Annotated in this window: 12 protein-coding genes; 2 read left to right on the forward strand and 10 right to left on the reverse strand. The window is 34.9% G+C overall.

Annotated elements, in window-relative coordinates; translation table 11 throughout:
• Window positions 1-110: 110 nt before the first annotated feature.
• Window positions 111-1,391 (forward strand): isocitrate lyase, encoded by a 1,281-nt coding sequence (gene aceA / locus OZP10_RS12660; RefSeq protein ID WP_281631221.1) that lies wholly within the window; start codon window positions 111-113, stop codon window positions 1,389-1,391.
• 192 nt (window positions 1,392-1,583) lie between these two features.
• Here aceA and OZP10_RS12665 read toward each other — a convergent pair whose 3' ends face one another.
• The 8 genes from OZP10_RS12665 to OZP10_RS12700 form a co-directional block, all read right to left on the reverse strand.
• Complete coding sequence (locus tag OZP10_RS12665) at window positions 1,584-2,159, reverse strand: Crp/Fnr family transcriptional regulator (RefSeq protein ID WP_281631222.1); 576 nt, start codon at window positions 2,157-2,159, stop codon at window positions 1,584-1,586.
• Window positions 2,159-2,479 (reverse strand): DUF6370 family protein, encoded by a 321-nt coding sequence (locus tag OZP10_RS12670; protein ID WP_281631223.1) that lies wholly within the window; start codon window positions 2,477-2,479, stop codon window positions 2,159-2,161. Before OZP10_RS12670 ends, OZP10_RS12665 begins: the two co-directional genes overlap by 1 nt.
• Before the next feature lie 2 nt (window positions 2,480-2,481).
• On the reverse strand, window positions 2,482-3,642 hold the full coding sequence (gene purT, locus OZP10_RS12675; protein WP_281631224.1) for a formate-dependent phosphoribosylglycinamide formyltransferase: 1,161 nt from the start codon (window positions 3,640-3,642) through the stop codon (window positions 2,482-2,484).
• A gap of 471 nt (window positions 3,643-4,113) precedes the next feature.
• Window positions 4,114-5,982, reverse strand: coding sequence for a peptidase U32 family protein (locus tag OZP10_RS12680; protein WP_281631225.1), 1,869 nt, complete (start codon window positions 5,980-5,982; stop codon window positions 4,114-4,116).
• A 141-nt stretch (window positions 5,983-6,123) separates the two neighbouring features.
• The gene (locus OZP10_RS12685) at window positions 6,124-6,591 is read right to left on the reverse strand and encodes a hypothetical protein (protein ID WP_281631226.1); all 468 of its coding nucleotides are present in this window, start codon (window positions 6,589-6,591) and stop codon (window positions 6,124-6,126) included.
• 149 nt (window positions 6,592-6,740) lie between these two features.
• Window positions 6,741-7,196, reverse strand: coding sequence for a ferritin-like domain-containing protein (locus tag OZP10_RS12690; RefSeq protein WP_281631227.1), 456 nt, complete (start codon window positions 7,194-7,196; stop codon window positions 6,741-6,743).
• 370 nt (window positions 7,197-7,566) lie between these two features.
• Window positions 7,567-8,757, reverse strand: a complete 1,191-nt coding sequence (locus OZP10_RS12695; protein ID WP_177210852.1) for a pyridoxal phosphate-dependent aminotransferase — start codon at window positions 8,755-8,757, stop codon at window positions 7,567-7,569.
• A 79-nt stretch (window positions 8,758-8,836) separates the two neighbouring features.
• Complete coding sequence (locus OZP10_RS12700; protein ID WP_281631228.1) at window positions 8,837-9,934, reverse strand: fatty acid desaturase family protein; 1,098 nt, start codon at window positions 9,932-9,934, stop codon at window positions 8,837-8,839.
• Window positions 9,935-10,041: 107 nt separating this feature from the next.
• Here OZP10_RS12700 and rsmG point away from each other — a divergent pair, with 107 nt between their 5' ends.
• The gene (gene rsmG / locus OZP10_RS12705; protein WP_177210850.1) at window positions 10,042-10,671 is read left to right on the forward strand and encodes a 16S rRNA (guanine(527)-N(7))-methyltransferase RsmG; all 630 of its coding nucleotides are present in this window, start codon (window positions 10,042-10,044) and stop codon (window positions 10,669-10,671) included.
• Between the two features lie 56 nt (window positions 10,672-10,727).
• On the opposite strand, the gene OZP10_RS12710 is transcribed toward rsmG, so the two are convergent.
• Together OZP10_RS12710 and pruA are read right to left on the reverse strand one after the other, a co-directional pair.
• Window positions 10,728-11,459, reverse strand: a complete 732-nt coding sequence (locus OZP10_RS12710; RefSeq protein ID WP_281631229.1) for a hypothetical protein — start codon at window positions 11,457-11,459, stop codon at window positions 10,728-10,730.
• 315 nt (window positions 11,460-11,774) lie between these two features.
• Window positions 11,775-13,400, reverse strand: a complete 1,626-nt coding sequence (gene pruA, locus OZP10_RS12715) for an L-glutamate gamma-semialdehyde dehydrogenase (protein WP_177210848.1) — start codon at window positions 13,398-13,400, stop codon at window positions 11,775-11,777.
• Window positions 13,401-13,446: the final 46 nt, after the last annotated feature.

Genomic DNA, 13,446 nt, shown 5'->3' on the forward strand with positions numbered 1-13,446 from the left:
TTCTCGCAGATTTAGCAGATAAAATGAGAGAAAAGATCAGTCTGGTTAAACTGAACACTTAAAACTGTGACTGAACACTAAAAAACGAACCACTTTAACTAAACTATATTATGAAAACAACAGAAGACAGAATTCAGGAATTGATTAACGATTGGATTACGAACCCGAGATGGAAAGGAGTTGAGCGTCCTTATACTGCGAGTGAAGTAGTAACACTTCAGGGGTCTTATAAAATTGAGCATTCTATTGCCAAAATGGGTGCAGAGAAATTATGGAGAAAGTTAAAAAGTCAGGATTATGTTGCGGGTTTGGGAGCGTTAACTGGAAATCAGGCGATTCAGGAAGTTGATGCGGGTTTAGAAGCAATTTACTTAAGCGGATGGCAGGTTGCTGCTGATGCAAACCTGGCGGGAGAAATGTATCCTGACCAATCGCTTTATCCAGTAAACAGCGTTCCGATGGTGGTAAAAAAGATCAATAACGCTTTATTGCGAGCTGATCAGATTCAGACTGTAAATAATATTGAAGATAGAAAAGATTATTTAGTTCCAATTGTGGCTGATGCAGAAGCTGGTTTTGGTGGAAACCTAAATGCTTTCGAATTAATGAAATCCATGATTGAAGCCGGAGCTTCTGGAGTGCATTTTGAAGACCAATTGAGTTCTGCTAAAAAGTGCGGACATCTGGGCGGAAAAGTTCTGGTGCCAACTCAGGAAGCTATTAACAAGCTAATTGCAGCACGTCTGGCTTCAGATGTTATGGGCGTTTCAACTTTGATTGTTGCGAGAACAGATGCAGAAGCAGCAAATTTATTAACGAGCGACGCAGACCCAAGAGACAGGAAATTTTTAACCGGAGAAAAAACGGCAGAAGGTTTCTTCTATGTAAAAAACGGAATCGAGCAAGGAATTGCAAGAGGCTTGAGCTACGCACCTTACGCCGATTTAATCTGGATGGAAACCAGTAATCCGGATTTGGAATTTGCGAGAAAGTTTGCAACAGCAATGAAAAAAGAATTTCCAGACAAAATGCTGGCTTACAATTGTTCGCCTTCTTTTAACTGGGCAGCAAAATTAACGGTTGCTGAAATGGAAACATTTAGAGAAGATTTGGCTGCAATGGGTTATAAATTCCAGTTTATTACTTTGGCAGGATTCCATGCTTTGAACACTAGTATGTTTGAATTGTCAAGAGCGTATAAAGAACGCGGAATGGCTGGATATTCTGAACTTCAGGAACGTGAATTCGCATTACAAAAAAACGGATTCAGAGCTGTAAAACATCAAGCTTTTGTAGGGACTTCTTATTTTGATGCCGTTCAAAATACGGTAATGTTAGGAAAATCAGCAATAACCGCAATGGAACATTCTACAGAGGTTGAGCAATTTTAATTCAAAAGAAAAGCCAGTTCAATGAACTGGCTTTTTTATAGCCACAGATTGCACAGATTAAAGGGATTTTTTTTCGCCACGAATTACACAAATTTTCACGAATTTCATTTCAATTTAATTTGTGAAAATTTGTGTAATTCGTGGCAACATTTTTTTAATCCTTTTAATCTGTGAAATCTGTGGCTAAACCTTTTATTTCTTCAAAAGCCTAGCTTTCATTTTGCTGAAGAATTCGGGTGTTACACCAATGAAAGAAGCGATTTGTTTTTGAGGAACTTTGTGAACCAATGTTCCATATTTCTTAGTGAATTTGTCGAAACGTTCTTCTGCAGGTAAACTCAAATTATCCATTAATCGCTGTTGATTCGCAACTAAAGAGTTTTCAATTAAAATCCTGAAAAAGCGTTCCAGTTTTGGAATTTCAAGATACAATTGTTCCTGATTTTCTTTAGATAAAGAAACAACTTCAGCTTCTTCTAAAACTTCTATGAAAAGCTGTCCGGGTTTCTGCGAAAAATAACTGTACATGTCACTCATCCACCAGCCTTCGCAGGCAAAAGAAAGTACGTGTTCTACAATATTATCGTTGATGTTGAAACTTCTTAAAATACCTGAATTTACGAAATAGGAATGTTTGCAGACTTCGCCAGCATTTAATAAAACAGTTTTGGCTTTATAAGTTTTGGTTTCTAGTTTGGATAAAAAAAGTGCCTGTTCTTCTGGTGTCAGAGAAACGTGTTTGGCAATATTTTCGAGAATTAATGCCATTATTTTTTATCGTCGATTAAAGTAAATGAAGTCGCTTTGAATCTGTCTCCTTTAATTTCTCCTGTAACTAAAGCTTTGCTTATTGCATTACAAAACCCTTTTTCAGCGTGAGCGTCTCCATGATCATGAATTGTCGTTCCGTCAACGAAATAAGATTTTCCATCAATACGAACTGCTAAATCACAGCTTTTGCCTTTCATTCCGAATTGACATTCTCCGCATGAAGCCTCAACAACTGTTGGTTTGTTAAATTTCTTCTTGTCCTGTGCCTGCATTACGATTCCAATAAAAAGGAAAGTCGCTAATAATATATTTTTCATAGTTAAGAATTTACAGTTATTAATTTCGCTGTTTCTTTTGCGCGTTCAGTTACTTCGTTAATTGGAGTTGAAAGTGAATCGTGGCTTAAAACAACTCCCATTCTTCGGTAAGGTCTAGAAGTTGGTTTTCCGAAAATTCTGAAATCGGTTTTAGGTAAAGCGGCTACTTTTTCAATTCCGGTAAAAGTTGGATTCGTTGAATCTTCTGATGCTAAAATTACAGCGCTTGCTCCAGCTTTTTCTAAAGTAATTTCGAAAATAGGAAGACTTAAAATCGCTCTTAAATGCAATTCAAATTCATTAAAATTCTGAGTTCCGGCCAAAGTTACCATTCCTGTATCATGCGGACGCGGAGAAAGTTCAGAGAAATAAACGCCTTCTTTGGTTAAGAAAAATTCAACGCCAAAAAGTCCGGCACCGCCAAGCGCTTCCGTAATTTTTTCAGCCATATCCTGAGCTTCATACAAATCTTTTTCTGAAACTAAAGCGGGTTGCCAGCTTTCCTGATAATCACCTCTTTCTTGTCTATGACCAATTGGAGCGCAGAATAAAGTCGGGTTATTATTTTGAGTAATCGTTAAAAGCGTAATTTCTGAATCAAAATTTACAAAAGCCTCTACAATAACTTCAATAACATCGCCACGCGAACCTGCAACAGCATATTGCCAAGCTTTTTCGATATCGCTTTCTGTTTTAATAGTCGATTGCCCTTTTCCAGACGAAGACATTAAAGGTTTTACAACACAAGGAATTCCAACTTCCTGAACGGCTTTTTGTAGTTCTTCCGCTGAAGTTGCGTATTCATATTTCGCTGTTCTCAAACCAAGTTCTTTTGCTGCTAAATCACGAATGGCTTTACGATTCATGGTAAAGTTTGCCGCTTTCGCTGAAGGAACAACTGTGATTCCTTGCTTTTCGTAATCGTAAAAACGTTCGGTACGAATGGCTTCTATTTCAGGAACTATAAAATCGGGTTGGTGTTTGGCTACGATTCGGTCAAGGGCCTCGCCGTCAAGCATGTTGATGACTTCAAATCCGTGCGCAACCTGCATGGCTGGTGCGTTTTCGTAACTGTCAACTGCAATTATGGTTTGTCCAATTCGTTGTGCTGCAATGACAAATTCTTTGCCTAATTCGCCTGAACCTAGGAGTAGTATTTTCATTTTGGAGTAGTGTATTGTTTGAGTAGTAAAAGTAGGGAAAAAGCTTTTTTTAACCGCAAAGTTCGCAAAGAATTACGCAAAGAGTGCTACGTTTTTGTTTTTAAGTTAAAAAAAGCTCGCAAAGAATTTCTCACGCAGATTTTGGAGATTCAGCAGATTTTAATTTAATTATTGGATTAGGTAGCCATATAGTTTGTCATTTCGATGAACGAGAAATCTCCACGAGAAGCTCTACAAAGATTGGCTTATTGGAACGGAGTTACTTGCGAAGATTTCTCGTTCCTCGAAATGACAAGATTTTGGAAATAATATATTATTTAACCGCAAAGTTCACAAGGAATTACTCAAAGAACGCAAGGTTGTATTTTTATATAAAAGAAAAAGGTTCGCAAAGATTGTTTTAAAATCTTTGCGAACCTTGCGTATTCCTTTGCGTTCTTTGCGGTTAAAAAACGTTGCGGTTAAACTTTTTTAATGAAAATGATCTTCTTCAATCTCAAATTCAGCATCTTTTTCCCAGATTTCCATTTCGCAGGGTTTGCAGTTGAATTTTAGTTTGTATTCCAATTCTCCCTGTTTTAAAACCAATGGTTCTTTTACTTTAACACCTACAATGTCTTTTTGGTGTATCGGACATTTTTTCAATTCGTATTTGATGCAATATTTGGTTGTCATTACACGAGATTTTCCTGGATCCCATTGTAATTCGAATGCTTTTTCGATTTCGGTAACACCGTGACGTTCGTAGAATTTACGAGCTGTTTTGTTCGAAACGTTGTACATAAAATCCAATTTGGTTTCAGGATACGGATGTGAAGTTTTAACCAATTGGTGTTCTTCGCGAACGTAATTTGCCAAACGAATTTCTGATAACTGATCGAAAACATTTCTTCTCATTTCATTGATTTTTGAAATAGGAAGGAACCAGTTTTCGGTGAACATTACATTGATTTCATCGGCGCTGTAAGGTGTAAAACCTGTTTTAGCCAATTGAACTTTGATGTTTTCTTCGATTGATTCGCCAGTTTTCGTTTGTTCTTTTGGATGATCTAATTTTACTGTACTTACGTTTCCGTCTTCATCGGTTGCGATTAATTCAAAACCGTTTTCGTTTTCGGTAAGTAATAAAGTAGTTCCGATTTTACGGATTGCACTGTCTTCTCTTTCAACAATTTTAATGAAAGCCGCATCGTTGTTTCTATAAATGAAAGTACCGTCTTTGATTTCTTTTAAAACGTTTGGATATACTTTTCCATTTTCGGCTTTGTTTACGTAGATTCCGTCAGCTTCATTATTTTCGTTGATGAAACAAAGTCCGTCACCGTTGTTTAATAATTCCCCGTTTTCAATTTCGTAAGCGTTTCCAACAGTTCTAATTAATTTACCAATATATTGTCCTTTTGATTTTGGACTTTCCCAAGAACCAATTGAGCTGTGTCTTTCGTTTACGAAATAATCGGTATAGCCACGGTTGAAAGTTCTGCTCAATGTAGAATCAAAAGTATACGTACATTTTCCAGAAGAAGCTTTGATGTATTTGTCACTTCCTTCAAGATAACTGTCTAATTTTTGACGCAAATAAGATACGTTGTTTTTAACATAAGCAACGTCTTTTAATCTTCCTTCAATTTTGAAAGAAACAATTCCAGCTTCAATTAAATTCGGAATCTGATCTGAAACATCTAAATCTTTTATCGAAAGCAAGTGACTGTTTCTAATCAAAGTATCTCCGTTTCCGTCGATTAAGTTGTAAGGTAAACGACAGTTTTGAGCGCAAGAACCACGGTTTGCACTTCTTTCTCCGTTAGCCACACTCATATAGCAGTTTCCACTAAAAGAAACACATAAAGCTCCAGTTACGAAAAACTCTAGTTCAACATCAGCGTGGTCGTATATTGTTTTAATTTGATGCAGGTTTAATTCACGTGCTAAAACAACACGTTTGATTCCTGCATCTTTAAGAAATTTAATTTTATCTGCATCACGATTATTGGCTTGTGTGCTGGCGTGAAGTACGATAGGAGGCAAGTCCATTTCCATAATCGCCATATCTTGAATAATCAAGGCATCAACACCAATATCGTATAATTCCCAAATCATGGCACGACACGTTTCTAATTCGTTGTCGTACAAAATGGTATTCATTACCACAAAAACCTGTGCGTTAAATAAGTGGGCGTATTTGACTAGTTCAGCAACATCTTCAATAGAGTTGTTGGCGTTAGAACGTGCACCAAATTGCGGCGCACCAATATATACAGCATCGGCACCACTATTTATGGCTGCGATTCCTCCAATTAAATCTCTAGCAGGAGCTAATATTTCGATTTTCTTCTTCATTTCTAAAACTTTAGACTTTTGTGGTATTCCCGAAAAAAAGTGTGCAAAGGTCTAATAAATTATTCGAGTTTGCTAGTGATGAAGCGATTTTTTTGAAATTGTTAACTTAATATGGAATGCTTAAAGAAAAGTTCGTTGTTTTTATTCAATAACAAATTCATATTCAGATTTAGGAAAAAGTGTTGAGAATTTCAACATTTCATTAAAAGATTCTTTAAATACTGAACCTCTCATTCCTCTATTAATTATTTTTTCATATGAACTTTCAGAGGTAATTCCTCCCAAATTTATTGAAATATTCAATTTTGACATTCCAGTTAAAATTATTAAGCTGTCTTTAATCACAAAATTTAAGTAATAAATAGCATTTAGTTTTTCTAAGTTTTTTGGAGATGTTTGTATTGATAAAAAGTCATTGTCTTTTTTCTCAATTTGAAAATCATTTTCCAAGATTGTTCTTCCAACCAATGTAAAATTTTCCTCTGCAGATTTATCATTTTTAATTAATATTTTCCAAGTTTTCTTAGGAGGGTTATCAATAGAATTATTTTGACTAAAAGAGATTTGAGTTATAAATAAAAATACAATTGCTAAATTTTTTACAGTCATTAAGATTTGTTTTTCTTTAAATTAAAAGAAATAAGATTTTTAAGTTAGGGATTGATTGTAACGCTAATGTAAGATTTGTTTTCTATTTATATAAAAAAAAACCGCCCAATCCGAAGACTGAGCAGTTTTCAAAAAAAAGCATGAATCGTTTAGCTTGCTTTCATTTTAATTTGCGATAAAGTATTTTGAATGCTATTTAATTGTTTAGAAACAATGTAAATCTGATCGTGTTCTAAATTATTTTCTTCGAGTGCTTTTTTGTATTTTTCAATTGCAGCTTCTTCACCTGTAATACAAGCATTTATAATGGCTTCGGTGCCACCTCCTGTAAATGCAGATTTAATATCGATCCATACGCGGTGTAAAGCTCCAAGTGGGCCTCCACCTGAATTGTGTGTTGATTTTCCCAGTTTATTGATTTGGTCCTGTAGTTCTACAATAAATAAGGCTCTTTCGCGGGCATATTCCAAGAAATCAGTTTTCATTGCTGGATTTTCTACATGTTCTGCAGCATCTGTATATCCTAGTTTTCCATCCTCAAGAATTGAAATTAATCCTTCTAAAGTTTTAACGGTTTCCTGTGTAGTTTCATCTGTATGTATCATGATTATAGCTTTTAAATTAATACATTACAAAGTTGACGATTTATAAAGAGTTATGTTTTACAGGATTACATTTGAGGTTTTATAATATTGTAGAATGGGAATTTTGAAACTGTTTTTTTGTTCGCCACGAATTTCACCAATTTTAAATGCTCAAAAATTTAGTTTTGAAAATGATATTTCTTGTATGCTGTTTGCGTGAGGGATAGAAGTGGAAAGCCCGCAGCCTGACGAAGGAAGTGCGAGGACTTGTAACGGATAGCCCGACCCGAAGGGACACGCCCAAAAAAAACTCATAAAAAAAACAGCTTAAAGTATAAAAGTGATGAAACTTTTGAACCTTAAGCCGTTTTTAATAAAACTTAGAATATTGTTATGCAGTCAAAGCTTCTTTGATTCTGCGTAATGCTTCTTTTAAAATATCGTTGCTCGTTGCATAAGAGAAACGAATACAGTTTGGATTTCCGAACGCGTCTCCAGTTACTGTTGCAACGTTTGCCTCAGCTAAAAGATACATCGAAACATCGTTTGCGTCTTTAATTTCGTGTCCTTTTAATGTTTTTCCGAAGAAAGAAGAAACGTCTGGGAACACATAAAATGCACCTTCTGGAACGTTAATTTTTACTCCTGGAATTTCTTTTAATAATCCAACTACTAAATCTCTGCGACCGTGGAAAGCTTCAACCATGTGGTTTAAAACGCTTGGATCAGCATCTACTGCAGTGATTGTAGCGCGTTGAGCTACAGAATTTGCACCAGAAGTTACTTGTCCTTGAATTTTTGTACACGCTTTTGCGATGAATTCAGGTGCTCCAATATAACCAATTCTGTATCCTGTCATTGCAAATGCTTTTGCAACTCCGTTTACAGTGATTGTTCTATCTAACATTCCAGGGATAGATCCGATGCTACAGAAAGTTCCTGAGAAATTGATGTGCTCATAAATTTCGTCTGAAACTACATAGATATTTGGGTGTTTTTCTAAAACTTTTGCCAATGCTGTTAATTCTTCTCTGCTATAAACAGAACCTGAAGGATTACAAGGAGAAGAGAACCACATCATTTTTGTTTTTGGTGTAATTGCTGCTTCTAATTGCTCTGGAGTCATTTTGAAATCGGTTTCAACAGAAGTTGGAACTTCAACAGGAACTCCGCCAGAAAGTTTTACGATTTCGAAGTAAGAAACCCAGTAAGGTGCTGGTAAAATAACTTCGTCACCATCGTTTAACATTACTTGTGCAATGTTGTATAAAGATTGTTTTGCACCTGTAGAAACTACAATTTGAGTTGGTTTATAATCTAATCCGTTGTCTCTTTTGAATTTTCTGCAAATTGCTTCTCTCAATTCAAGGTAACCTTCTACTGGAGAATAAGTGCTATAATTTTCGTTTACTGCTTTTATTACTGCTTCTTTAATAAAGTCTGGTGTGTTGAAATCTGGTTCACCTAAACTTAAGCTGATAATGTCTTTTCCTTGTGCTTTTAATTCTCTTGCCAAAGCGGCCATTGCTAATGTCTGCGAAGTCGCAAGATTGTTGATTCTGTCCGAAAGAATATGATTCATTATAAAATTTTTGAATGTCCTTAATTTGCTGCGCCTGTTAAGGAAGGTTAATTATTAATAGATTTTTTTTTTTTAGTTATTAGACTGATAATTCTGGTTTCATTCCCAATTCGCGTAAATGCTTAAAGTGAGCAACAACAGCACTTCGCATTGTCTTATACTCGTAATAAGGCAAGTTGCACTCTTTTGCTGTTTCTTTTACGATTTTTGCAATTTTACCATAGTGAATATGGCTGATATTTGGGAAAATATGATGTTCGATCTGATGGTTTAATCCGCCAGTGTACCAGTTTACGATTGCATTTTTTGGTGCAAAATTAGTTGTAGTATACAATTGGTGAATTGCCCAAGTATTATCCATTTCTCCTAAATCGTTTGGAGTTGGGTTTGTGGTATGATCAACTACGTGAGCTAATTGAAATACAATGCTTAAGATTAATCCAGCTGTATAGTGCATTGCGAAAAAGCCAAGAAGAACTTTCCACCAAGTAATTCCAATTACAATTGGTAAAACAATCCAGATAGACACATAAATCATTTTAGTGATAATAAGCGTTGTCCACAAAATTTTCGGGCTTTTTGGTTCACCATAAGATAGTTTTCTTTTCAGGTAATTTCTCATTTGCTTAAAATCAGTTGTTAATGCCCAATTGAAAGTTAATAAACCGTATAAGAAAACAGAATAATAATGCTGAAAACGGTGGAAACGATGCCATTCTGCATGTTCTGTAAAACGAATAATTCTTCCGGCATCTAAATCTTCATCATGTCCCGGAATATTAGTATAAGTGTGGTGCAATACATTGTGCTGTACTTGCCAGTTGTAAACATTTCCAGCTAAAACATAAATTGTTCCGCCCATAAATTTGTTGATCCAGCTTTTATTTGAATAAGAACCATGATTTCCGTCATGCATAACGTTCATTCCAACACCAGCCATTCCTACACCCATTACAATAGAAAGTAATAGCATTAACCAAAAAGGCATATCGAGAGTAAGAATTAAAAAATAGGGTGTTAGAAAAACAGCAAATAGAATAACAGCTTTTAAGTGTAGCTTCCAGTTTCCAGTTTTCTGGATGTTGTTCTCCTTGAAGTAATTGTTTACCCGAGAGTTAAGTGTTCTGAAAAACTTCAGATTGTCTTGCCTTGCAAAAGTAGGAGCCGTGTTATTCATAATTGTTTTAAATAGGTTTCAAAGGTAATTATTATAAATTCTCAATTTGCAAAATTGAGTTAAATATTTCAATCGTAAAGTAGTACTTTTGTTAAAAATTTACAGCAATGGATGAGATATTGAAATATTTTCCCAATTTGACCGATCTTCAAATCGAGCAATTTCAAAAATTAGACTTTTTATACCACGATTGGAACGAAAAAATTAATGTTATTTCGCGCAAAGACATTGATTCATTATATACAAAACACATTTTACATTCCTTAGGAATTGCTAAAATCATGAAATTTGAACCCGGAGCAACTGTTCTGGATGTTGGAACGGGAGGAGGTTTTCCTGGAATTCCGTTAGCGATTCTTTTTCCTGAAACTCGTTTTTATTTGATTGATGTTATCGCTAAAAAAATAAAAGTAGTTCAGGGTGTTGTAGATGCATTAGAATTGAAGAACGTAAAAGCAGAACAAAAACGTGCTGAATTAGTAAAAGGTGACTTCGATTTTATTGTGAGCCGCGCCGTAACCAATATGCCTGATTTTGTCTCTTGGATAAAAGATAAGATTAAAAAGCAGCATAAACACAAATTAAAGAATGGTATTCTGTATTTAAAAGGCGGTGATTTAGCTGAAGAACTAAAAGATTTTCCAAATGCTACTTTGTATGACTTGGCTGAAATTTTTGATGATGAATTTTTTGAAACTAAAAAAGTGGTTCATCTTCCTTTAAAGTTTAAACCTTAAATAAAGAAACAAACCCGATTAGCGTTTTCTAATCGGGTTTGTTTTTTGAATTAATATTAAGAGGCTTTCTTTGAAAAATTAAGAAAAGTATTTGCTTTAAGATCTAAATTGTCGATAAAATTGTGAATTGCATTTTCTGATGCTTCGATAGTATATTTAAATTCTGGATCAAAGAAAAATTCTCGAGAAATTAAAGGTTCATTAGAAGAATCATAAACAGCTTCATCACTTTCATCCAATGCATCTGTTTTATAGGTGTTAGGATGAGAATTTGTCAAATTGTTAATAGTTTGGCTAAACCAGTTGTCAAAATTTTTCTTTTTTGGCGTAATATGTCGTACTAAGAGAGCCAATCCAACAAGGTCATTTTGTAAAAAATAAGAGCCTTTTCTATATCGGGCATCTATCATTCTAACATTCATTAAAGCAATCCAAAGCACGCCGTCAACTGGGCCATTTGCAGGTATTTCAAAATCGGTATCAAATAATAATGGATTTGTCTGTTCACGATTATTGATAGAGCACCAAAGTGCTTCGATACGTTTTTTTGTATCGTGAGTGGCTTGACTATATCCAGTAAAGCGCCAGTAAATCCATTCTAGTAAGGCTGCTGTAAGTCCAATAGAGCCTTTATGGTTAATCTGCATTAACGTATTTTCAAGTTCCATATTTCCTTCTACGCAATCCAAAAGCTTGTTTATTCTCTTTTTTGTCCACTTATAATTAATAGGATGTCCTATACTTTTTGATTCCATAATAACTTGTGGAACATTGCTTAAGTTTCTCATTCTTTACTATTTATTTTGTTATATCTTTTAATGTTATCTAATATTGAAACAAATTTAAGAGGATGGTTTTTTTTTGAGCGACACAAAAAGTTTTTAAAATACCAAAATAAGGTATTTAAGTTTTTTAAAGTGCTGATTTTTAAATAAATAAGAAAAGTATTACAAAAGAATGTTCTTGCAAATAAGAAATGTAGGGTGAAAATCTAGACGTTTTGGAGAAGTTACTATTTTCCAAAATTTTAATCATGTAAAAAGCAAAAGCAGGAATTTCAATTGAAATTCCTGCTTTTTATAATTTAACTCTTTAAAATCAGATTATCCTAAGAAAGGGTATCTGTAATCTTCTGGAGTTACAAAAGTTTCTTTAATAGTTCTTGGAGAAGCCCAACGTAATAGGTTTAATGCAGAACCTGCTTTATCATTAGTTCCAGATGCTCTTGCTCCACCAAAAGGTTGCATTCCTACAACAGCTCCAGTTGGTTTGTCGTTAATATAGAAGTTACCAGCAGCGTTTTGTAATTTAGTTGTAGCTACTTCAATAGCATAACGATCTTGGCTGAAAACTGCTCCAGTTAAAGCATACTCAGAAGTAGTATCTACTAGTTCTAAAGTTTCTTCCCATTTAGCATCTTCATAAACATAAATCGTGATAACTGGTCCAAAAAGTTCAGTTTCCATTGTAGTATATTTTGGATTTGTAGTTACAATAACCGTTGGCTCAATAAAGTATCCAACAGATTTATCGTAATTTCCTCCAACGATGATTTCTGCATCAGCATCTTTTTTAGCTTGGTCAATATAACTAGCTAATTTGTCAAAAGAACCTTCGTGGATTACTGCTGTAATGAAGTTTCCGAAGTCTTCTGGAGAACCCATTTTCATAGATTTTACATCAGCAACTAATTGCTCTTTTACAGCAGGCCATAAACTTTGAGGAATATAAGCTCTAGAAGCTGCAGAACATTTTTGCCCTTGGAATTCGAAAGCTCCACGAGTAATTCCTGTAACTACTTGTTTTACATTTGCACTTGGGTGAGCAATGATAAAATCTTTACCTCCAGTTTCACCAACAATTCTTGGGTATGTTTTGTAATTGTGAATGTTTGCTCCAATTTTAGCCCAAATATCTTTAAATACATGAGTTGATCCTGTAAAGTGAATACCAGCAAAATCACGGCTCGCTAAAACAGTATCTGTGATCATTAAAGCGTCTCCAAAAACTACGTTGATAACGCCATCTGGAACTCCAGCTTCTTTGAAAACTTCTAAAATGATTTTTGTAGAAAATACTTGGCTATCACTTGGTTTCCAAACCACAACGTTACCCATCATTGCAGCACTTGCAGGAAGGTTTGCAGCGATTGCAGTAAAGTTGAAAGGAGTAATAGCGTAAACAAAACCTTCTAATGGTCTGTACTCTACACGATTCCAAACAGAAGAATCAGATTTTGGCTGATCGTTGTAGATTTGAGTCATAAACTCAACATTGTAACGTAAGAAGTCGATTAATTCGCAAGAAGCATCAATTTCTGCTTGGTGAATATTTTTAGACTGACCAATCATTGTAGCAGCGTTGATACGAGCTCTGTATGGTCCTGCGATAAGTTCAGCAGCTTTTAAGAAAATAGCAGCACGCTGTTCCCATGCTAAATTTGCCCATGCTTTTCTTGATTCAAGCGCATTTGCAATGGCTTTTTCGATATGTTGTTTTTCAGCTAAATGATATTTTCCAACAACGTGTTTGTGATCATGAGGTGCTGTAATGTTTCTTGTATTTCCAGTTCTAATTTCTTCGTTTCCAATATACAAAGGAACGTCAATTTGAGAATTCCACATTGTGGTATAAGCAGCCTGAACAGCCGCTTTTTCTGGTGAATTTGGTGCGTAGCTTTTTACAGGCTCGTTTACCGCTTTTGGTACATGAAAAAATCCTTTAAGCATGTTATTTAAAATTTTGTGAATTAGACAATTTAAAGTTAGACGATTT

This window comes from Flavobacterium luteolum (genome assembly GCF_027111275.1).
Taxonomy (GTDB): Bacteria; Bacteroidota; Bacteroidia; order Flavobacteriales; family Flavobacteriaceae; genus Flavobacterium; species Flavobacterium luteolum.

What these genes read in the sequence shown, in the direction of transcription:
- OZP10_RS12670 (WP_281631223.1), bottom strand. Translation starts at nt 2,479, where the DNA reads ATGAAAAATATATTATTAGCGACTTTCCTTTTTATTGGAATCGTAATG.
- rsmG (WP_177210850.1), top strand. Translation starts at nt 10,042, where the DNA reads ATGGATGAGATATTGAAATATTTTCCCAATTTGACCGATCTTCAAATC.
- OZP10_RS12695 (WP_177210852.1), bottom strand. Translation starts at nt 8,757, where the DNA reads ATGAATCATATTCTTTCGGACAGAATCAACAATCTTGCGACTTCGCAG.
- OZP10_RS12690 (WP_281631227.1), bottom strand. Translation starts at nt 7,196, where the DNA reads ATGATACATACAGATGAAACTACACAGGAAACCGTTAAAACTTTAGAA.
- pruA (WP_177210848.1), bottom strand. Translation starts at nt 13,400, where the DNA reads ATGCTTAAAGGATTTTTTCATGTACCAAAAGCGGTAAACGAGCCTGTA.
- OZP10_RS12665 (WP_281631222.1), bottom strand. Translation starts at nt 2,159, where the DNA reads ATGGCATTAATTCTCGAAAATATTGCCAAACACGTTTCTCTGACACCA.
- OZP10_RS12680 (WP_281631225.1), bottom strand. Translation starts at nt 5,982, where the DNA reads ATGAAGAAGAAAATCGAAATATTAGCTCCTGCTAGAGATTTAATTGGA.
- OZP10_RS12710 (WP_281631229.1), bottom strand. Translation starts at nt 11,459, where the DNA reads ATGAGAAACTTAAGCAATGTTCCACAAGTTATTATGGAATCAAAAAGT.
- aceA (WP_281631221.1), top strand. Translation starts at nt 111, where the DNA reads ATGAAAACAACAGAAGACAGAATTCAGGAATTGATTAACGATTGGATT.
- OZP10_RS12685 (WP_281631226.1), bottom strand. Translation starts at nt 6,591, where the DNA reads ATGACTGTAAAAAATTTAGCAATTGTATTTTTATTTATAACTCAAATC.
- purT (WP_281631224.1), bottom strand. Translation starts at nt 3,642, where the DNA reads ATGAAAATACTACTCCTAGGTTCAGGCGAATTAGGCAAAGAATTTGTC.
- OZP10_RS12700 (WP_281631228.1), bottom strand. Translation starts at nt 9,934, where the DNA reads ATGAATAACACGGCTCCTACTTTTGCAAGGCAAGACAATCTGAAGTTT.